The 20,114-nt window shown below is 55.7% G+C and carries 16 protein-coding genes and 2 pseudogenes; 11 read left to right on the plus strand and 7 right to left on the minus strand.

Features of this window, described 5'->3' with window-relative positions:
- Positions 1–265: 265 nt before the first annotated feature.
- Together DOQ08_RS02215 and DOQ08_RS02220 are read left to right on the plus strand one after the other, a co-directional pair.
- A complete protein-coding gene (locus DOQ08_RS02215) occupies positions 266–994 on the plus strand; it encodes a site-specific integrase (protein WP_227537453.1) in 729 nt (242 codons plus the stop codon).
- On the plus strand, positions 981–1,586 hold the full coding sequence (locus DOQ08_RS02220) for a hypothetical protein (protein WP_227537454.1): 606 nt from the start codon (positions 981–983) through the stop codon (positions 1,584–1,586). Before DOQ08_RS02215 ends, DOQ08_RS02220 begins: the two co-directional genes overlap by 14 nt.
- 53 nt (positions 1,587–1,639) lie before the next feature.
- On the opposite strand, the gene DOQ08_RS15925 is transcribed toward DOQ08_RS02220, so the two are convergent.
- From DOQ08_RS15925 to DOQ08_RS02250, 4 genes are all read right to left on the minus strand, one after another.
- A complete protein-coding gene (locus tag DOQ08_RS15925; RefSeq protein WP_133297154.1) occupies positions 1,640–2,368 on the minus strand; it encodes an RIO2 family protein in 729 nt (242 codons plus the stop codon).
- Positions 2,369–2,580: 212 nt separating this feature from the next.
- Positions 2,581–4,011, minus strand: a complete 1,431-nt coding sequence (locus DOQ08_RS02240) for an efflux transporter outer membrane subunit (protein ID WP_165823582.1) — start codon at positions 4,009–4,011, stop codon at positions 2,581–2,583.
- Positions 4,008–7,136, minus strand: coding sequence for an efflux RND transporter permease subunit (locus tag DOQ08_RS02245; protein ID WP_114333267.1), 3,129 nt, complete (start codon positions 7,134–7,136; stop codon positions 4,008–4,010). The genes DOQ08_RS02240 and DOQ08_RS02245 overlap by 4 nt, the downstream gene beginning before the upstream one ends.
- 12 nt (positions 7,137–7,148) lie before the next feature.
- A complete protein-coding gene (locus DOQ08_RS02250) occupies positions 7,149–8,255 on the minus strand; it encodes an efflux RND transporter periplasmic adaptor subunit (RefSeq protein ID WP_165823615.1) in 1,107 nt (368 codons plus the stop codon).
- A gap of 224 nt (positions 8,256–8,479) precedes the next feature.
- Between DOQ08_RS02250 and DOQ08_RS02255 the strand changes: the two genes are divergently transcribed.
- Positions 8,480–9,277, plus strand: coding sequence for an IclR family transcriptional regulator (locus DOQ08_RS02255; protein ID WP_114333269.1), 798 nt, complete (start codon positions 8,480–8,482; stop codon positions 9,275–9,277).
- A gap of 68 nt (positions 9,278–9,345) precedes the next feature.
- Here DOQ08_RS02255 and DOQ08_RS02260 read toward each other — a convergent pair.
- Positions 9,346–9,717, minus strand: a pseudogene (locus DOQ08_RS02260) (fumarylacetoacetate hydrolase family protein); the annotation flags it as partial.
- 51 nt (positions 9,718–9,768) lie between these two features.
- A complete protein-coding gene (locus DOQ08_RS02265; RefSeq protein WP_114333271.1) occupies positions 9,769–10,668 on the minus strand; it encodes a LysR family transcriptional regulator in 900 nt (299 codons plus the stop codon).
- Between the two features lie 160 nt (positions 10,669–10,828).
- Here DOQ08_RS02265 and DOQ08_RS02270 point away from each other — a divergent pair, with 160 nt between their 5' ends.
- The 7 genes and pseudogenes from DOQ08_RS02270 (at position 10,829) to DOQ08_RS02295 (ending at position 16,785) form a co-directional block, all read left to right on the plus strand.
- Positions 10,829–11,275: a DoxX family protein gene (locus DOQ08_RS02270; protein WP_114333880.1), complete on the plus strand. Its 447-nt coding sequence runs from the start codon at positions 10,829–10,831 to the stop codon at positions 11,273–11,275.
- Positions 11,276–11,293: 18 nt separating this feature from the next.
- On the plus strand, positions 11,294–12,088 hold the full coding sequence (locus tag DOQ08_RS02275; RefSeq protein ID WP_114333272.1) for an SDR family NAD(P)-dependent oxidoreductase: 795 nt from the start codon (positions 11,294–11,296) through the stop codon (positions 12,086–12,088).
- 140 nt (positions 12,089–12,228) lie between these two features.
- Positions 12,229–12,771 carry an NADPH-dependent FMN reductase gene (locus tag DOQ08_RS02280; protein WP_114333273.1) on the plus strand — a complete coding sequence of 181 codons (543 nt, stop codon included), beginning with the start codon at positions 12,229–12,231 and terminating at the stop codon, positions 12,769–12,771.
- Positions 12,768–13,598, plus strand: a complete 831-nt coding sequence (locus DOQ08_RS02285) for a DODA-type extradiol aromatic ring-opening family dioxygenase (RefSeq protein ID WP_114333881.1) — start codon at positions 12,768–12,770, stop codon at positions 13,596–13,598. Before DOQ08_RS02280 ends, DOQ08_RS02285 begins: the two co-directional genes overlap by 4 nt.
- A 27-nt stretch (positions 13,599–13,625) precedes the next feature.
- Positions 13,626–13,932 (plus strand): annotated as a pseudogene (locus DOQ08_RS16020) (transposase); the annotation flags it as partial.
- A gap of 132 nt (positions 13,933–14,064) precedes the next feature.
- Positions 14,065–15,753 (plus strand): arylsulfatase, encoded by a 1,689-nt coding sequence (locus tag DOQ08_RS02290; RefSeq protein ID WP_114333274.1) that lies wholly within the window; start codon positions 14,065–14,067, stop codon positions 15,751–15,753.
- A gap of 33 nt (positions 15,754–15,786) precedes the next feature.
- Positions 15,787–16,785, plus strand: coding sequence for a porin (locus DOQ08_RS02295; protein ID WP_165823584.1), 999 nt, complete (start codon positions 15,787–15,789; stop codon positions 16,783–16,785).
- A gap of 33 nt (positions 16,786–16,818) precedes the next feature.
- Here the strand turns inward: DOQ08_RS02295 and DOQ08_RS02300 are convergent, their stop codons facing one another.
- Entirely contained in the window at positions 16,819–17,808 is a 990-nt protein-coding gene (locus DOQ08_RS02300; protein ID WP_114333276.1) for an AraC family transcriptional regulator, read from the minus strand.
- 343 nt (positions 17,809–18,151) lie between these two features.
- Here DOQ08_RS02300 and DOQ08_RS02305 point away from each other — a divergent pair, with 343 nt between their 5' ends.
- Complete coding sequence (locus DOQ08_RS02305; protein ID WP_165823586.1) at positions 18,152–20,086, plus strand: tetratricopeptide repeat protein; 1,935 nt, start codon at positions 18,152–18,154, stop codon at positions 20,084–20,086.
- The last annotated feature ends 28 nt before the right edge of the window (positions 20,087–20,114 follow it).

Below are 20,114 nucleotides of genomic sequence, written 5' to 3' on the forward strand. Positions count from 1 at the left end.
TGGCAGAAAATCTCTGTGACGTATATGTGACACATATGTGCCAAGCGCTTAGCCCGGATAGCTTGTTGCTCAGGTCGAAACGACCGTAAGTCATTTTCAGGCACGAGCGGATTATCGCCTCATCGAAGACTAAACTTCCGCTCACCCTCTTACATTCCTCAGTGTGCCCGACTGGTATTTGTTAACTGACCAATTACTCGTCGTCTTCCTGAAATTCTAGAAGCTCGCCAACTTCGCACTAAAGCCCGCGTTTAAGGATAAGCGCGTGGGAGAGGTCACGAAGGCCAGCATCCTGGCTGCCCGTACAAAAATGGCCAAGCGTAAGGGCAGGGGTGCCAGCGGCCTGATGGCACCCAAAACCATCAACAGCCACATGACCATTCTTCGAATGATTATGACTGAGGCGGCCGAGCGTATCTGTAAATACGTCCGCGAGGATTATCGTATCTATTACCAGTTACGGTTCTACACCGGGGTGCGTACGGGAGAGATCGATGGCTTGAAATGGGAGCACGTGGACTTTGAACGGCAGGAGATCCTTGTAAGGGAAACACTGATTAATGGTGAGACTGAGTACACCAAAACGGACGGATCTCAGCGTGAGATCCCCATGTTTGGCCCTGTCTACGACGCTCTGAAAACTCAATACGAGGCAACTGGCAAGCTAAGCAAGTTTGTGTTCTGCAATCGTGAAGGCAAACCGCTGGATCATAACAGCGTGACCAAGCGGGTTTGGTATCCGCTCCTGGAGCTCCTGAAACTGCAGAAAAGGCGGCCTTATCAGACCCGACACACGGCGGCCACGCTTCTGCTGGCTTCGGGCGAAAACCCAGAGTGGGTTGCCCGGGTGTTAGGCCATTCGTCGACGGCAATGTTGTTCAAAGTGTATTCGCGCTATATCCCGAATGTAACTCGTATGGATGGCAGCGCGTTCGAACGACTGATCCGAAATCGTGTAACCACTAAAGAGGAGGTGTGCCATGAAGTTGAATGAACTTCGTCCGATTCTGCGGGAAACTTTCAAAGGCACCTACCGCCTCACAGGACGTGTGGCCGCAATTGATGATGAGGGTATTCCCTGCCTCAAACTGCGTCTGAGTAGTTGCTCGACAGACTACGTGGTGCTGGCAGTTTTGGGTTCGGTTTCGATCCCAGAGGGGCTAGGCCATATGGAACTGGTGGCGGTTAAAGGACAGGTGTGTATCGGCCCTGAGGAAGGTTCGATTCTATTGACGGACATTCGGCGGCCGTATCAAGCCGATGTGGTCCAGCTGCCAGCACTGCAAACATTACCGCGCACCTTCTGCCCCGGCGGGTTGTTGGTTCATTCGCTGGAGGTGGCCAAAGGTGTTTTGAGCATGGTTCAAATCAATGAACCCCAGATGCCTCGACCGCTACAAGAACTGGGCTTCGTGGCTGGGCTCCTTCATGACATTGGCAAAACCTATACCTGTGATGCTAAAGGGCGCCCAACAGCGACAGCTCGGCTCGATCTTGATCGCCCGCTTTATGCCGCACCTTCATCAGCTATTTCTGGTGGTGGATGCCATTGGTCTGGTGGGCTTTACGGTTATCGGTGGGAATGAGTGGTTAGTGTCTGGGACTAAGTTTTAGCACCGTAAAGCCTTTCAAGCCTTTCTTATGCCACCACCGGCGATACCCCGATGGCAGTCGCGATGGATACCGCAACACAGATGATAATCCAGATGCGACGGACTCGCCCACATTCGCCCTGTAAACCACGTGAGTTAAGGCAGCGTCGAGTTTCCTTGTAAAGTTTGGTCGGTGTCGCCAGATGTTTGTGATAGTGCCGATTGAAGTAGTCAGCCATCACTGGAGGCATGGTCTCCGGTGAGTATCTGAGCCGAAGTTTTAACAGGCCGAGCCGGTCACGCTTCTCAAGAGCGCGCCGCAGCCGGCGGGGAAAGTGGCGGGTGGAGGTGCAGGAGGCGAAGTCGATGATGGCAGGGCTGGCATCGTCGCGGACCAGAATGTTGCCACTGTTGCCCAGATCCAGATGCACAAAACCACGGCGGTGTATCTCTCCCGCCAGCTCCCACAGGTCGGTGAAAAACGTTCGGGGCAGCGGCGACTTGCCACCGGCCTGGCGGAGGGGGAGCCCCTCTATGTAACGGTAACTGATGGTGTAGGGGTTCTGGAGTCTTGCGTGCTCAGGGATGCCTTCCAGACCCGAGAGACTGTGGAGTGCATGATACTCTCGTTTCGGGACCAGTCGCCCGTATATTAATGCTCCGGGAAAACCACATTTGCTATAGTCCTTGATCACTCTTGCACCTGCAGGGTGGGTTTCCTTTTCTACCAGGGCCTGCCCCCATCTGAGCCGGTAAAGGCGTTCTCTTGTGGTCACGGTTCTGACCTCCTCATATTGCTGTCTGCAATATCCCGATGCAGCCGTTCTGCATAGTGGTATCGGATCCAGGGTTTAATCACTGCTCTGACCCTGGCCGAGTGATTCGAACTAATTGCACCTGGCAGTGGGCCGCGTCGCCCCGGTGATCGGGGCGCACTATTGACCGGGTTCATGCCGCAACCAAAGTTGGGCGAAGGCTCCGGTACCGATCAGGATTGATGGCTGCCCCCTCCGAGAGCGCGGAACAGGCTGATTTCGGCAGCAAGCTGGTTGAAGCGGTCAGACAGCAATTGTTGTCGGGCGCTGAAGTACTGGCGCTGGGCATCCAGTACCGTCAAATAGTTGTCTACGCCCGCGTTGTAACGGTTTTGGGCCAACTCAAAGTATTCCCTGTTTGCGTCGACCAAGGCCTGCTGCGCATCCACTTGAATCTTGTAGGTTTCGCGCGCGGCGAGGCTGTCGGCGACCTCACGAAATGCCTGTTGGACGGTCTTCTGGTACTCAGCCACGCGAATGTCGCGCGTGGTTTCTGCCACTTCCAACCCCGCCTTTAACCGACCACCGGTGAAAATGGGCAGATTGATTTGCGGGGCGAACAGCCACGCGCCGCTGCCGCCCTCAAACAAACCGGACAGCTCACTGCTTGCGACCCCGGCATTGGCGGTTAGCGTAATGCTGGGGAAGAATGCCGCTCGGGCAGCGCCAATATCTGCATAGGCTGCCCGTAGTTTGTGTTCTGCTTCCAGGATGTCTGACCGGCGGGTAAGCAGGCTTGATGGCAAGCCTGTTTCAATCGGGCCCATGGCTATCGGGATGGAGCTTCTCGACTCCGTGATAGTCGAAGGCAGATTGTGACCGGTAAAGAAAGCCAGTGCGTTGAGTTCCTGCTTTACCAACCGATCGAAACGTGCGACCTGAGTTCTGGCCTGGTGAACCAGTGTCTGGGCCTGGGTCACGTCCAGAGACGAAGCAACATCGCCTTCAAACCGCTGCCTGATCAGATTGAGGTTTTCTTCATAACTGGCGAGCGTTGCCTCGGCCAGCTCCAGCTGATCCCGGTTCGTGAGCCAGGACAGGTAGGTCGTCGACACTTCACTGATCAACGACGTTTGCAAGCTCCGTTGTGCGTACTCGGTCGCCAGATAGGTCTCAAGAGCCGCCGCCGAAAGGTTGCGAACCCTGCCAAAAAAGTCGACTTCATAGGTGCTCAAGCCCACGGCTGCATCGTAACGTCCCGAAGTTGCCGCACTGCCGGAAGGGGACAGGTCTGCGGGCAGTCGTTGGCGCGTGCTGCCGCCATTAATGGCGAGGTTCGGGTACAGTGCAGAGCGCTCTATCTGATACCTGGCGCGCAGCACCTCGACGCTCAGGGCAGCTGTGCGCAGATCCTGATTGTGTTCCAGCGTAGCGGCAATCAATTGTTGCAAACCGGTATCGGTAAAAAAATCCCGCCACTGCAGGTCGGTGCCTGCCCGCGTCAGCTCGGCACCGGCCCCATCTCCATCTCCATCTCCATCATCGGTCGCCCGCCACTCCTCGGGCACCGCTGGCGATGGCTGCTGATACTGCGGGGCCGTTGAGCAGGCGGCAAGCAGGCTGGCACACGTAGCCGCCAGAATAACTCGATTCAGCTTGTTCATGGGGTCACACCTTTTACTCTCGCTGTGTTGTGTTTGCGGGCCACCAGACCGGTAACAAACACATAGAACAGCGGCACAAAGTAAATCGCCAGAATAGTCGCCGCCAGAGTACCACCGACCACCGCCGTACCTATGGCGTGCTGGCTGGCGCTGGAGGCTCCACTGGCAAGGGCCATGGGCAGAACGCCAAAGATGAACGCCAGCGAGGTCATAATGATCGGCCGTAACCGCAGGCGGGCGGCTTCTGCGGTGGCTTGCAGCAGCGGCTTGCCTTCCTCTTCATACAGCTGGCGGGCGAACTCCACGATCAGGATGGCGTTTTTCGCCGCCAGCCCCATGGTGGTCAGCATGCCCACCTGGAAGAACACATCGTTCGAAAAGCCTCGGGCCAGAGTGGCTAGCACGGCACCCAGTACCCCCAGAGGCACCAGCATGATCACCGCAAACGGAATGGACCAGCTTTCATAGAGGGCCGCCAGACACAGGAACACCACCAGAATCGATATCAGGTAGAGCTGCATAGACTGGCTGCCAGCCTGTTTTTCCTCGAAAGACAGGCCCGTGTATTCCAGACCGATCCCCGGCGGCAGTTCCTGCGCTAACCGTTCCAGCACCGCCATGGCATCGCCGGTGGCGTAGCCCGGAGCCGGGGCGCCCTGGATCTGCACGGCCGGCAAACCCTGGTAACGCTGCAGGCGTGGTGAACCAAAGATCCACTCGCCGGTGGCGAAGGCGGCAAATGGCACCATTTCGCCCTGGGCGTTGCGTACGAACCATTTGTCAAAGTCTTCCGGCGCCAGGCGGGACTCCTGGGTACCCTGTACATACACTTTCTTGACCCGGCCATTGTGCAAGAAATCGTTAACGTAACTGGAACCCCAGGCCGCAGACATGGTGGCGTTAATGTCGGCAATGGATACCTGCAGCAATCGGGCCTTTTCGTCGTCAATGATTACCTGGTATTGAGGCTCATCCGGCAGGCCATTATGGCGCACCATCACCAGTTCAGGGGCGGCATTGGCCGCTTCAAGGAATTGCCCCATGGCGGTCATCAGGCCCTCGTGGCCGAGCGAAGCATTGTCCTTCAGATAGAGATCAAAGCCGGTGGCGTTACCCAGCTCCAGCAGGGCCGGCGGCACAATCGGGAACACGATGGCGTCCTTGATCTGGGCAAAACGGCCACCGGCCCGTTCAGCCAGCAGGAACACACTCTTGGCAAATTCTTTCCGGTCGGCGAAGGGCTTCAAGTCCACAAATAGAATGCCCGAATTCTGGCCACGGCCGGCAAAGTTGAAACCCTGCACCGCCATGACGCTGCTCACGACCTCGGATTCCTGCTCCAGCAGATAGTTTTGCGCTTCATCCAGTACGGCCTCCGTGCGCTCAGCGGTGGCATTGGTTGGCAGTTGCACCATCACGATCATCACCCCCTGATCTTCATCTGGCAGGAAGGATGTGGGCAGACTGGTGTACAGGAAGCCAACGCCCGCCACCAACAGCAAGTACACACCCATAAAGCGGATTTTGCGGCCAATGATGTAACTCACGCCGTTTTTGTAACGGTCGGCGTTGCGGTTAAAGGTACGGTTAAACCAGCCAAAGAACCCTTTCTTCTCATGCTGTGTATGCGGCTTGAGCATGGTGGCGCACAGGGCGGGGGTCAGAATGAAGGCGATCAGCACCGAGAACGACATGGCAGAAATAATGGTGACCGAGAACTGGCGGTAGATCACCCCGGTGGAGCCGCCAAAGAAGGCCATGGGCAGGAACACCGCGGATATCACCAGACCGATGCCCAGCAGGGCGCCGGAAATCTGGTCCATGGATTTCTTGGCGGCCTCTTTCGGCGACAAGCCTTCTTCTTCCATCAGCCGTTCCACGTTCTCCACCACCACAATGGCATCGTCGACCAGCAGGCCGATGGCCAACACCATGGCGAACATGGTCATCACGTTGATGGTAAAGCCGAATGCAAACAGCACACCGAAGGTCGCCAGCAACACGACCGGCACCGCCAGGGTGGGGATCAGGGTCGCACGCCAGCTCTGCAGAAACAGAAACATCACCAGGAACACCAGCACGATGGCTTCGACCAGCGTCATCACCACGGTTTCGATGGACGCCGTAACCACTGGCGTGGTGTCATAGGGAAATACAATCTTCATGCCTTCAGGCAGGAAGGCTTCCAGTTCCGTGAGGGTATCCTTGACCCGGGTGGCGGTTTCCAGTTGGTTGGCCCCGGTGGCGAGACGCAGGGCCATACCGGCGGCCGGCTTGCCGTTGTGTTTGCCGGTAATGGCGTAGTTTTCGTTACCCAGACTGATATCCGCGACGTTGCTCAGGCGTACCTGGGAGCCATCGGAGTTGACCTTCAGCAGAATGTTTTCGAACTCTTCGGGGGTTTTCATGCGCTGCTTGCCGATCACCGTGGCCTGCAGTTGCACACCGTCGGTGGTGGGTAGTCCACCCAGCTGACCGGCCGAGACCTGGACGTTCTGGGCGCGCACCGCGTTGATGACGTCTTGCGGGGTAAGCTGATAGCTGTTCAGCTTTTCCGGGTCCAGCCACAAGCGCATGGCGTACTGGGAGCCGAACAGCAGGAAGTCGCCCACACCCTGGGTGCGGGCAATCGGATCTTGTATGTTCGACACGATGTAGTCGGCAAGATCGCCCTGATTGTACTCACCGGTCTCACTCACCAGCGCAACCACCATCATGAAGTTGATCTTGAACTTCGACACCCGAATGCCCTGGCGTTGCACTTCTTCAGGCAACAGCGGGTTGGCCAGCTGCAGTTTGTTCTGCACCTGCACCTGGGCAATGTCCGGATCGGTACCCTGTTCGAAGGTCGCGATGATCTGCATGCTGCCATCCGAGTTGCTCTCGGAGGAGATGTAACGCAGTCCATCCAGCCCGTTCAGCTGCTGCTCAATGACCTGGACCACGGTGTCCTGAATCGTTTGCGCCGAGGCACCCGGGTAGGTAACGGATAGCGCGATGGCCGGTGGTGCAACATCCGGAAACTGGTTGACGGGGAGACTTTTGATGGCCAGACCGCCACCCAGCATCAGCAGCAGCGCGATCACCCACGCAAAAATGGGGCGCTCAATAAAGAAATGGGGCATACAGGCGGCTCCTTACTGTGCGCTGGCGCGAAGGTCGGTTTTAATGGCGAGATTTTCGGCAGGGGAGGCCGCTACCGGAATACCCGGCGCCAGCCGCTGCAAACCTTCAACCACCACGTCCTCACCGGCAGCCAGACCACTGTTAACCAGCCAGGTATTGCCAAACGTACCGGCGAGTTCCAGGTTGCGACGCTGAACAGTGTTGTCGTCGCCGACAACCCAAACCGCCGGCACGCCACGGGTGTCGCGGGTTATCGCTTGCTGAGGCACCAGAATGGCATTCTGGCGTACGCCTTCGGTCACCAATGCGCGCACAAACATGCCCGGCAACAACTTGTCGTCAGGGTTGGGGAATTCGGCGCGCAGCGTCACCGAACCGGTGCCCTCATCAACCACCACTTCGGAGAATTTGAGTACCCCGGAATGGGGGTATGCCTGGCCGTTTTCCAGCATCAGAGACACGTCAATGTTGTCGTGCTCATCCGCCTCGATCAGCCCCGTTTCAATGGCGTGTTGCAGGTCCAGCAACTTGGTAACAGGCTGAACAATGTCCACGTAGATCGGGTCAAGCTGGGTGATCGTCGCCAGTTCCTGCGCTTGGCCGTTGGTGACCAGCGCACCTTCGCTTACCCGGGATCGGCTGATTTTACCGGTGATCGGGGCTTTGACGTCAGTATAAGCCTGGTTGATGCGGGCAGATTCGTATTCCGCTTCGGCACTGCGCAGGCTGGCGAGGGCATCGTCGTATTGCTGGCGACTGATTGCACGGCTGCCCAGCAGGTTCTCATAGCGGCTGGCCAGATTGCGGGCGTTCACCAAGCTGGCGTTGGCGCGGGCCAGGGTGGCCTGGTAGAGGGCATCGTCAATGCGGTATAGAACCGCGCCTTCTTCCACCACGGATCCCTCGGTAAACAGGCGCTCCTCAATAATGCCATTGACCTGTGGCCGGACTTCCGCGGTGCGCCAGGCCCGGGTTCGGCCGGGCAACTCGGACGTCAGCGCCAGGGGCTGTTCAGTGACATTGTAAATGCCGACCTGGGGTGAGGGCCGTTCGGCTTGTTGCTGTTGTGATGGCTGGTCACTGCAACCGGTGACAATGAGCGCGGTAACAAGCAGCATGACGAGCGTGCCGATACTCGCTGTTGAGGTTTTTGGATTCACGTATTTAGTCCCCGAGTGGCTTTTGTGTGAGTGTACTGATAGGCGGCATTGTAACCGCATGGTGGTACAGTGGCAATTTCGGTTTATACTGCGCTGGCTTTGCTGTTTGGTCTGCTACTTGACACTGCGCAGTGGTGCAAGCGTAATAACGGGCTAATGAAAAACGGGAGACGCAGAGGTTAATGAAAGCGACACAACAGGGTGGTCAGATCGAAAGTCGACACGGGGGGATACAGGTGATCGCTCGCGCAGCCGCAATATTGCGAGAACTGGGCGATCATCCCGAAGGTCTGAGCCTCGCAGAAATTGCCAAAGCGGTTGGGCTGCCAAGGTCTACGATCCAGCGTATTGTTGCGGCGCTTCAAACAGAGGGTTTCGTAGAAATGGTCGGGAGCCAAGGTGGCCACAGACTTGGCCCTGAGCTGGGACGGCTGCTGTACCACACGCGCATTGATGTTATTTCAGTGGTTCGCCCATTGCTGGCGGATCTTTGTCATGAAGTGGGTGAAACTGTGGTGTTTTGCGGTGTTGAGCACTACCAGGTTCAGGTGCTTGAGCGTGTGGTTTCGGAGCAGGAATTGCGCGTGGTACCGTCGATGGGGAGGATGCATGTGCCGTTTCACTCTACCTCTGTCGGGAAAGCTCTGCTGGCTATCATGACGGACGATGCGGTCGCAAAAATACTGGACAAAACCCTCGCAACAGACAACTCAGCCGCACCCAAAAGAGAGGCGCTTATGGGGGACCTCAGGAAAATTCGCAGCGCAGGATTTGCAGAAGATTACGAGGAGTATATGGCGGGCCTTGCCTCGTATGCCGTTTCTTTGGATACCTATTTCGGTAAGTTCGCCGTGGCGGTCGTAGCTCCAGCCGGCCGTGCGCTTATCCGCAAACAGGAGTACTTGGAGCCGCTGAAAGCGTTCAAGATGGAGGTGGAAGCCAAAATTGGTCAGAGCTACGGAGAGCCCAGACATACTTGAGCCTTTGATCCCCAAAATTTTCATGTCAAAGCGCAAAAGTCGCTGGGTGAGGAGAACCAGAACTTCCCTCACAGTAAGGTGAGGGCCTTCGACTCAAAATGAGTAGAAATTGTTCCTATATGTTCAATGGTCGCTATGAACAGGTCACCGGCTTCCACTGGCACCATGGGCCCCAGGGCGCCACTGAGTACCACATCACCGGCTTTCATCGGGTCGCCAAAGCGTGCCATCGTGCGGGCCAGCCAGCCAGCCAGCCAGGCTAAGGCGTTGAGCGGATGGCCCAGGCAGGCCGACCCATTGCCCTCGGATGCCAGTTCGCCATTACGGGTCATGGATATGGAGCAGTTGATCAGGACCAGCCCTTCCAGGCGGCGCACCGGTCCCCCCAGAACGAACAGTCCGCTGTAGGCATTGTCGGCAACAGTATCACACGCCTCTATAACGGGTCACTTCGCAGGGTCGGTGGGTATGATTGGTTAGTGCCTGGGAGTTCAGTCCCAGTATGGCGGATCGCCAAAATAGCCATCAATAAAGTCGATAAAACTTCGAACCTTGCTCGCCAGTAGTTGCCGGTGCGCATACAACGCGTAGAGCGCCATGGGCTCGGGTTCATACTCCGAGAGGATTACCTGCAGCTTTCCCTCCTTGATTGCCGAGCCTGAAATAAATGTGGGCTGCAAAGCAATGCCTGCGCCTGCGATGGCGGCTTTGATCAGCACATCTCCGTTGTTGCTTATCATGTCGCTGATGCCGTCTTGACTCTTGCTTTGCAGCCAGTGGTACGCGGGCTGGCTGGCGTCCGGCTCCATGTAGCTATAGCGCAGGTAACGGTGGCCCCTGAGATCTTCCGGGCGCTGGGGGGTGCCGTATTGTTTCAGGTAGGCAGGCGACGCACACATCACCAGTCGTATCGGTGCAATTCGCTTGGCAATCAGCGAGGAGCTTTTCAGGTGGCCGATCCGCAGCACTATATCGAACCCTTCCTCGACGACCTCGACCTTGCGGTCGTTCAGCTGCAAATCGATCCCTACGCCCGGATGGGCCTTCTGGAACTCGCTCAGCAATGGCGCCATGTGGCGGATGGCGAAGGATACGGGCGCACTGATCCGGAGCAGGCCCTGAGCCTGGGTTTGCAGGTCTCCAACCTGGTTCTCCATGTCATCGATGTCAGCCAGCACCTGTTGAGCTCTCTGGTGATAGTTCGTTCCTGCCTCGGTCAGGTGGATTCTGCGAGTGGTGCGGTTGAGCAGGCGCACACCCAAATGTTGCTCAAGCCGGGAAACGTATTTGCTAACCAGCTGCGGGGACATTTCTAGTCGGTCGGCAGCGCGGATGAAGGTGCCTTCGTTCACCACCGTGACGAAGGTGCGCATAGCATCGATACGGTCCATCGGTTTGTCCTGTATCTGTGACTGTCAAAAACTATCAACAGCACATTGATAATAAAGCAACGATTTCCATCTTAGTCTGTCAATCTGGTGATAGTAAAGTGGTTTCATCATCTGGAGCGTGGCTTCGGGATTAATCAACTGATCAAAATTCGAGATGGCTATGAAGAACTCCAAATTTTCACAGACATTATTCAACTCCAACGGGGGTTATGCCTCGCTGATCCTGCGAATACCGGTCGGGCTGGCCCTGGCCGCCCACGGCGCTCAGAAACTCTTTGGCTGGTTCGGGGGTTATGGTCTCGAAGGAACCGGGCAATGGATGGCGAGCATCGGCCTGGAGCCGGGCTACCTGATGGCATTGCTGGCTGGCAGTGCCGAGTTTTTCGGTGGTCTTGCGCTGGTGGTGGGTTTGCTGACTCGTCCGGCTGCGCTGGTTGCGGCCTTTACCATGCTGGTCGCCATCTTCTCCGTACATATCGGTCATGGCCTGTTCATGTCCAACAACGGTTACGAGTATGCCCTGACCCTGTTTGCGGTCACTCTGGCTCTCACTGTTCAGGGCGCTGGACGATTCGCACTGGATAACGTGCTACTGAAGCGTTTTTAAGACAGTAGGAGATTATTTATGAAAATCGAACTTTCTGGAAAACAGGCTCTGGTCACTGGCTCAACGGCAGGTATTGGGCTCGCGATAGCCACAGGGCTGGCCAACGCCGGTGCTCAGGTCACCGTGGTCGGTCGTGACCAGGCAGGCGTGGATAAAGCGGTAACACACATCAAGCAGGCCAGCGGTCGTGACGATGCCAGCGGAATCGTGGCCGATGCGAGCACCGACTACGGCTGTAAAGCGGTCATTGAGGCTTTGCCAGAGGTCGATGTTCTGGTGAACAACCTGGGTATCTATGGGGGGCGTCCGTTCTTCGAAATCGACGATGCGGCCTGGGAAGAGATCTTTCAGGTTAATGTGATGAGCGGCGTGCGTCTGGCCCGACACTACGCGAAAGGCATGCAGGCCCGCGGTTGGGGTCGTATCCAGTTCATTTCCAGTGAGTCGGCCCTCAACATCCCCGCCGAGATGGTGCATTACGGTGTCAGCAAGGCTGCGTTGCAGGGTGTTTCGCGCGGTCTTGCCAAAGTACTGGCCGGCAGTGGTGTGACCGTCAACACGATTTTGCCAGGGCCGACCCGCACCGAAGGTGCACAGGCAGTGATGGCAGAGCTGGCAAAGGAACGTGGCGTTACGGCGGAACAGATGGAAGGGGTGTTCCTGGAGGAAAATCGCCCCTCGACATTGCTCAAGCGCTTCGCCACGCCAGAGGAGGTCGCGAACCTTTGTGTTTATGCGGCTTCAACCCAAGCCAGCGCCACCACCGGTGCAGCGCTACGTGTTGAAGGCGGTATTGTTGAGAGCATTTCCTGACGGGCAAGCATCTACAAGGGTATGGAGCAATGCGGACATCCAGCGCACAGGTTCAAACACAGAATTCGAAACGCCTGATGAACCGGCTGTTATCACAGCGACAAACATATGATCAGAACTGATTTTCAGGAGAAAGTAATATGAAGATATTGGCCATTAGCGGCAGTTTGCGTAAGGATTCCCTCAATACCCAACTACTGAGAACGGTTGCCGAGTTTGTGGATCAAGGCACATCGATCGACGTGTTTGATCTTGCTGATATACCGCTTTACAACGGCGATCTGGATGGTGACACCAAGCCGGCACCCGTGCAGGCGTTGCTGGATGCCATCGCCGACGCTGACGGCATGCTGATCGCTACCCCGGAATACAATTACAGTGTTTCGGGCGTGCTGAAAAATGCCATCGACTGGGCCTCGCGACCAGCGTTCAATTCAGTGATGTGCGGCAAGCCCACCGGCGTAATGAGCAGTTCGATGAGCACTCTTGGCGGGGCCCGAGCCCAGGTTCATCTGCGTGACGTTCTTGCGGCGACTCTGACACCTGTCTATCTGGCTCCGGATTTCGCCTTGGTTTCCGCGCATACCGCTTTTGATGAGAAAGGCCGCCTGGTTGATGAGGCTACCCGGGATTTTCTGCAGAAGTATATGAGGGGCTATACCCAATGGGTGGCCAGCCAATGACGCACTCCACCGCAACGCTCACCGAGCACATTATTCAGCCGGTCATATTCATTCCCCACGGTGCAGGGCCCTGTTTTTTTATGGACTGGAATCCGGCCGACGCCTGGGACGGTATGGCTGCTTTTCTGAAGGGAGTGGCGGCGTCTTTGCCGTCCCGCCCTCGTGCCATTCTGCTGATTTCTGCGCACTGGCTGGCGCCGGGGTTCAGCGTAACAGCGGGCGCACAACCCGAGCTGATTTTCGACTACTACGGGTTCCCCAAGCATACCTACGAGCTCACGTATCCAGCTCCCGGTGCGCCGGCACTGGCTGAGCGGGTTTCCAGCCTGTTATCTGAGGCGGGACTGACCAGCCATCAGGATAGCCAGCGTGGATTTGACCACGGTATGTTTATTCCGCTGAAGCTGATGTTCCCCGATGCCGATATTCCCGTGGTCCAATTGTCTCTGCAAGAGGGTCTCGACCCAGCGGCGCACTTGGCCGCCGGGGAAGCCCTGCAGCCGCTGCGTGAAGATGGAGTACTGATCATTGGTAGTGGCATGAGTTTCCACAACATGCGAGGCTATGGAGATGCAAGGTTTACACCTCTCTCGGAGGCTTTCGATGACTGGCTCACCCAGGTTGTTGCGGCCGATCCCGGCCATCGCCAGACAGCACTGCGCGACTGGGTCAGCGCACCCTATGCTCGTCAATGCCATCCGCCAGGCGGTGACGAACACCTGATGCCACTGATGGTAGCTGCTGGTGCCGCCGGCCTGGATGTTGGCCAAAAGGTCTTCTCGGAACAGGTCCTCAAAACACAGCTTTCAGGGTATCGTTTTGGGTGAACAGAACCCTTTACCAAAGGAGTGCTCATGTTCAAATGCGGAAAATATAGCCCAGAGTTCAAACGCGAAGCCATCGCTTTAACTCTTCAGCCCGGTGTGAGTTGTCGCCAGATTGCTGGGAGGTTGGTATTAATCCTAACCTGCATCTCGATGGTGCGGAGAAGCGGATGAGGAAGCAGGCGATTCAACGTTGTCACGTCATTTCCCAATTCCTCTTATGTGTCGATGCCTGAAGGTGTCGGCCAGCGGTTATTACGCTTGGGTATCTCGCCCTGAATCCGCTAGTGCAAAGGCGAATCATCACTTACTGTCACGCATCAGAGAGATTCATGACCATAGATACCCACTTTGTTGCGCGTTTATGACAACCTCTGCGCATACGGGATAACCCCTACCCGCAAGTCCTCAGCAGAATAAAGTTGACCACACACTGGTGGCACAACAACGAACTGACTGAGAGCATAGTATGAACAAAAACAATACACGGCTTCGTCGGTTGGGGCTGGCCCTGGGGTTGATGGCAGCGTCTGCGCTGGCTTCCGCCAATCAGGATGGGAAACCCAACTTCCTGTTAATTATTGCTGATGACCTGGGATACTCAGACATCGGTGCTTATGGGGGGGAGATCGAAACTCCCAGCCTGGATGCCCTGGCCAATGAAGGCATTCGGATGACGAACTTCCACACCGCTCCCACATGTTCTCCGACCCGCTCGATGCTGTTTTCTGGTACCGACAATCACCGCGCCGGCACCGGCAACATGGCTGAGCTGCTGACTCCCGAGCAGAAAGGAAAGCCGGGATATGAGGGCCACCTGAATGATCTGGTGGTGACTTTGCCTGAGGTATTGCGGGATAACGGTTACCACACCTCTACTACGGGGAAATGGCATCTTGGCCGTACGGAAGAGCTGAGCCCCGCTGCCCGAGGCTTTGATGAATCCTGGGTGTTGGTACAAGGCGGCGCCAGCCACTTTGATGATGGCCGGGCTATTATCGGTGTCGATCCAAAGGCCATCTACTTGGAGAACGGAAAGCAGGTGGAGGTACCCAAGGGCTTCTTCTCGTCCGATTTCTATGCCGATAAGGCTATCGAATACGTTGACGCTGCCGGCGATAAACCCTTTTTCCATGTGTTGGCTTTCACGGCACCCCACTGGCCGCTCCACGCTCCCGATTCCTACATCAAAAAATACGAGGGCCGTTATGACGAGGGTTATGAAGCCATTCGTCAGCAGCGCCTCGGCACGATGAAAGAAATGGGGCTGATTGGTCACAAACTGGCTGCAAATGTTCCCTTTGATCAGTTGCCATCCTGGGATGAACTGACCGATGAGCAGCGCAAGATCGAAGCTCGCAAGATGGAAATATACGCCGCCATGGTGGACAACATGGACGAGAACATCGGACGGGTTATGGCCCATCTGGAAAAGTCCGGCAAGCTCGACAATACCGTAGTCATGTTCATGTCTGATAACGGTGCAGATGCTAATAGCCCGGAAGTGCTCCCCCGAAACAAAGAATGGATCGCCTCTGAGTACAACAACAGCTTCGAGAATATGGGCCGTCCGGACTCGTACATTTGGTACGGCGCACAATGGGGGCAAGTGAGTGCTACGCCGTGGCCCATGTGGAAGGGATACCCTAGCCAAGGTGGTCTGCTGGTGCCGGCGATTTTGAGCCTGCCTGGTGACGATGCTCAAGGCGAGATCAACCATCAGTTCTTCCACGTGATGGATATCATGCCCACGTTCCTTGAGCTGGCTGGTATTGACGTACCGAGCAGCCCCTACAACGGCCGTCAAGTATTCGAGATTCAAGGCGTCTCCATGCTTCCAGGATTGAACGGTAATGCACCGGAGAACCGTGTGGTTGGTTGGGAACTCTTTGGTCGCTCGGCGGTTCGTATGGGGGATTGGAAGATACGCCTTTTGGAAGAGCCCTACGGTCCCGGAGAGTGGCAATTGTTTAACCTGGCGGAAGACCCGGCTGAAACCAACGATCTTGCGAGCAAGGAGCCTGAAAAACTTAACCAGTTATTGGCTGAGTGGGACAAGTACATCAAGCGTAATGGTGTGATTGTGGCAAATCCTGCAGACATGAGGAAAGTTGGATACAGCTTCACTACCTGCCTTTACGGCAAGTGCGTTGAATAAGCCGATCCCATGTTTGCGAGCAGGAGATATGCCATGAAACTGAAACAGACACTACTGACTGCTGCGGTTTCCGCAGCAGTCACCAGCCCGGCATTTGCGCTTGAGCTGGAAAAGCCCGACGTGTATGGACAACTCAATGCAGGTGCGCTCAAGATTGAAAGCCAAGATGCGGAAGCAGAGGCCTTTGAATTGGAGCTTGGGCTGCAAGGTAAAGCCGAAATTGATAAGGGCCTTAATCTGAACTACGCCGTGGAGGTAGACCTTGCAGCCGCTGCCAACAGTGCAGATGATCCTACTACTGGCCGCGATGGAGAAGCGGATGTGCATGTGAAAGAAGCGAAGTTCTGGCTTCCTACACGCTACGGTATGTTTGTTGCCGCGCCAAGGGGCACCAGTGGTCAATGGTCTGATATTTATGGGGCGATCAATCACTATGAGTACAACATCTCCCGAGCAGATCCTCGTTCGGATGGTATCTTCGCTCAGCCGGACCGAACTTCAGGTACTTTTGCTTACCACACCCCCTGGTTTATGAAGACCAAATTGGTTTTTGCAGCAATCACACTGAATGACGGCAACGACCAGGATGTGGATGGCAGGGCAGTGCGGCTGGTACATAAAGGCGAAAATCTGGGCTTCGCGATTGGCACAACAGTGTTGAAGCAGGAACAGTTGCCACCGTTTGCGACAGATGATTACCAGATCTCTGCTGTGGGGCTGAGTTATCAATTCGGTGGAGTGGCTTTGGGTGCCGTCTGGGAAAATAACCGAAACTCTCCGTACCCTCTGGATGCCGAAGGTAAGGCTGATTTTGATTCATACGGTGTCTCAGCCCAGTACATCACTAAAAAGGGCGCTGGCGTAGCTGTGGGCTACAAAGAGAAAGACCACGACGACAGTGCTGCTGACGAATCTGTGTACACCCTCAAGGTGGAACAACGGGTGGCATCGCAATTGAAAGTCTGGGCTGAAACCGGCCAGTACGACAATCGGCCCAGCAACTATGCCATCGGCTTCAACTTAACCTTCTGACTCTGAAAGCGTCTTGCCCGGTAAAATTTGGAATTAGACCGAATCGAGCCGGGCCTTTTTACTGATGACAACCCTTGATGCTCGGCATTGGCGCAAAGTTTCTGAGGGCAGTTCGCCAAAGGCTTCCTGATATTGGCGGGTAAAGTGACTAAGGTGGTTGAATCCATACGAAAAGGCCGCGTCGCCGATATTGATGTCGGGGCTGCTTCTGAGTAATTCTCGAACGCCTTTGAGTTTGTGGCACAGAACATACTTTGCCGGTGTGGTGTGGAGGTAGGTGCGGAAACCGGATTCCAGCGATCGCCGGCTGGCGCCGGTGACCCGAAGCAGGTCGCATACTGAGATGGGGTCGCGAATATGGGCCAGTATCCATTCCGTTGCCAGGCGAATCCGGCCAGGAAGAATCGAGGGGTTGTCCAAACCTTCCCGGTGCAACTGGTTGGCAAACTGGGACAGCAGCAACCCCTCCCATTGCGCCTGAACGGCCGGGTCGATCCGCCCCTGACAGATTTCGTGTTGTTGCGCCAGGCAGTTAATGGCGTTTCTCAACACCAGGGCGTCTTGATGATGACCGGGGATAAAGGCGTTGGTTTCCCGAAGAAAGCTTAGGTCCGGGACACCCAGGGTATCGATCAGTTTCTGGCGCGCCAGGTTCATCACCACCGCCCGGGTGCCTTTTTCCCAGACCAGATCTGCCTGCTTGCCCGGTGCTGTCAACACCAGGCTGTCGGCCGGTACGTCGGTATCCAGGGATTTACAATAGATGTTGCCGGATAACACCAAAACCGCGTGAAAGGTCTGCTGGGTTTCTGACTGAATGTGAACTTTCTCGGACCACATGGCGCCGAACAGCAAACTGCTGCCCAGCGGTTGCAGAGTCAGCAAATTTTCTGCTCGGCCGCTGCGAGACAGCGGCGCAACCTCGCGGTCTTCGATGTGGGCGTTAATAAACGCTTTTGCCTCCTCGAAATCGGGCGAGCGTACACCTACGTGGTGTCGGAATGGAACCAGTTTCTCATTCATGGCGGAGTCGTTGTTTTTGTCAGTTCAGCCTTGTGAATCTTGGCGATCTCTATCATAAATCAAGCAAAGGGCAGGCCACATCCTAAAAGTTGGGCCAGCCTTTGCAAGCCTTGGTTTGGTGAAGTTCACGGGCAGGTTGTCTTGCGTAGTTGACTTTATGATCTGGTGAAATGAGAGCATAAATAACACGGAATTGAACGATATGATCAAGCGATGGTGGGGATTCTTAGCTGTATGTTTGCTCGTGGTTGCCGCTGGGAAAATCCAGGCCACCCCTTCAGATTGCTTGGGTTGCCATGAAAGGGAGGTCTCTGCGTGGGCCCAATCTCGCCACGCGCTCGCTATGGCAGAGCCCGGCCCGGAAACTGTAGAGGGAGATTTTTTCGGCGCTCGATATGAGGATTCAGATATTGTTGTGCAATTTCGGAACAATGGCGGAACGTTCCTAATTCATACCCGACAGGGGAGCGAGGAGCGAGAATGGGCCGTCCGTTATACCTTCGGAATTTACCCCTTACAGCAGTACCTGATTGATACTGGTGATGGTCGTTTGCAGGCGTTCAACATTGCCTGGGATGCACGAGACAAGTCTGACGGTGGCCAGCGCTGGTTCAGGTTGGATGAGCCGGGGCACAACCGCCCTGGCGATGCGATGCATTGGACCGGCATCTACCAAAACTGGAACAACCAGTGTGCGGATTGCCATTCTACCGGTCTGGAACGTAACTATGACCCCGAAACTGACACCTATCGTACTCGTTTTGAACATCGGTCAGTAAGTTGTGGGGCCTGTCATAACGAAGCTCAGGATCACGCCACTGCCAAGCGTAAAGGACAATCTATGTCAGCAGGGGTAGAGCTCGCCGCTGTCGGCGCCTGGCTGGTTAGTGAAGGAAAGCGCCCGCCAAGATTAAAACGGCCTGAGCGAGAGTCTCAACAAGTGAATACCTGCGGCAAGTGTCATTCTTTGCGAACTGCGCTGACCGATGCAGGTAGCGGTAGGTTGCACGACCAATATAGTCTCAGTCGGCTTGACGAGCCGCTTTATTATTCAGATGGGCGAGTGAGGGAAGAAGTATTTGTGGTGGGCTCGTTTGAGCAAAGCAAGATGTTCCAGGCAGGTGTTGTTTGTACTGACTGCCATAACCCACACACTGGCAAGTTAAAAGTTGAAGGTAACGGGGTGTGCGCTCAGTGCCATAACGCTGGTGATTACGAGACGCCTGATCATCACCATCATCGAAGAGGCAGCGAAGGTGCGGAGTGTGTCAGTTGTCATATGCCGGAAGCCACCTTTATGAAAATCGATAATCGTCGAGAACACAGCTTTATGGTACCCAGGCCTGATGTGTCTGTAGATACCGGCAGTCCAGACGTATGTCTTGGATGCCACACGGACCAGGATCGGGCCTGGTCTATCGAAACCGTTGAGAGCTGGTATCCGGATCTATACCAGCCAGATACTTGGCATCATGTACAGCAGAGAAATCTCTCAGAGGTGTTGGATTACCTGAGCAATGATCATGTGCCCGCCATTCGACGGGCAACATTACTGGAACAGCATGGGGAAGCTCTTCTTATCCGACATAGGGAGCTTGTTGCAGGTCTGGCAGAAAATGATCATGCGGTGATTCGCGAAAGTGCCTTTAGAGTGATCCGATACGGTGACATGAGTCAGCTCAGGGGTCTGGCTGAACGTGGTCTGGACGACGACTCCCTGGCGGTCAGGCTTGCAGCATTTGAATCCATTGTGTGGTCCGGCGTTATCCCTGATGCCAAGCGTTGGGAGGGAGTTCGGCAGGAATATGAGAATTACCTGGCTATGCAGTCTGACTTGCCGGCTGGTAGTGTGCTCAAAGCCCGTTACCTGTTGGCCGGGAATTATGTTTACAAGGCGGAGCAACTGTTGAAACGGGCGCTGCGCAAAGATCCTGGCTACGTACCCGCCACCATACTGCTTACTGATATTTTGCGTTCAGGGCACCGAAATCTTGAGGCTATCAGAGCGATTGACGACACTTTGCAACATAGCCCTGACGATCCACAACTGATTCATCTGAGGGGGCTAATCAGAATTGGGCTGAGAGATTACCCAGCGGCGCTCGCGGACCTCGGTCGGGCCCATAGTCTTGCTCCCGACCAGTGGTTATTCGGCTACCGATACGCAGTTGCGCTGTTCCAGCTGGAACAGAAGGAAAAAGCCCGGGAAGTGATCCGGACTATGCTGCAACGATATCCCGATAACGTCCAATTACGGGCATTGATGAACCACCTTTAGTGGCCGCCAGGGCTGGGGCGCTTAACAG

This window comes from Marinobacter litoralis (assembly GCF_003336705.1).
Taxonomy (GTDB): domain Bacteria; phylum Pseudomonadota; class Gammaproteobacteria; order Pseudomonadales; family Oleiphilaceae; genus Marinobacter; species Marinobacter litoralis.

Coding starts and splice junctions, on each gene's coding strand:
- DOQ08_RS02220 (WP_227537454.1), top strand. CDS start 981: ATGAAGTTGAATGAACTTCGTCCGATTCTGCGGGAAACTTTCAAAGGC.
- DOQ08_RS02240 (WP_165823582.1), bottom strand. CDS start 4,011: ATGAACAAGCTGAATCGAGTTATTCTGGCGGCTACGTGTGCCAGCCTG.
- DOQ08_RS02245 (WP_114333267.1), bottom strand. CDS start 7,136: ATGCCCCATTTCTTTATTGAGCGCCCCATTTTTGCGTGGGTGATCGCG.
- DOQ08_RS02250 (WP_165823615.1), bottom strand. CDS start 8,255: ATGCTGCTTGTTACCGCGCTCATTGTCACCGGTTGCAGTGACCAGCCA.
- DOQ08_RS02255 (WP_114333269.1), top strand. CDS start 8,480: ATGAAAGCGACACAACAGGGTGGTCAGATCGAAAGTCGACACGGGGGG.
- DOQ08_RS02265 (WP_114333271.1), bottom strand. CDS start 10,668: ATGGACCGTATCGATGCTATGCGCACCTTCGTCACGGTGGTGAACGAA.
- DOQ08_RS02270 (WP_114333880.1), top strand. CDS start 10,829: ATGAAGAACTCCAAATTTTCACAGACATTATTCAACTCCAACGGGGGT.
- DOQ08_RS02275 (WP_114333272.1), top strand. CDS start 11,294: ATGAAAATCGAACTTTCTGGAAAACAGGCTCTGGTCACTGGCTCAACG.
- DOQ08_RS02280 (WP_114333273.1), top strand. CDS start 12,229: ATGAAGATATTGGCCATTAGCGGCAGTTTGCGTAAGGATTCCCTCAAT.
- DOQ08_RS02285 (WP_114333881.1), top strand. CDS start 12,768: ATGACGCACTCCACCGCAACGCTCACCGAGCACATTATTCAGCCGGTC.
- DOQ08_RS02290 (WP_114333274.1), top strand. CDS start 14,065: ATGAACAAAAACAATACACGGCTTCGTCGGTTGGGGCTGGCCCTGGGG.
- DOQ08_RS02295 (WP_165823584.1), top strand. CDS start 15,787: ATGAAACTGAAACAGACACTACTGACTGCTGCGGTTTCCGCAGCAGTC.
- DOQ08_RS02300 (WP_114333276.1), bottom strand. CDS start 17,808: ATGAATGAGAAACTGGTTCCATTCCGACACCACGTAGGTGTACGCTCG.
- DOQ08_RS02305 (WP_165823586.1), top strand. CDS start 18,152: ATGGCAGAGCCCGGCCCGGAAACTGTAGAGGGAGATTTTTTCGGCGCT.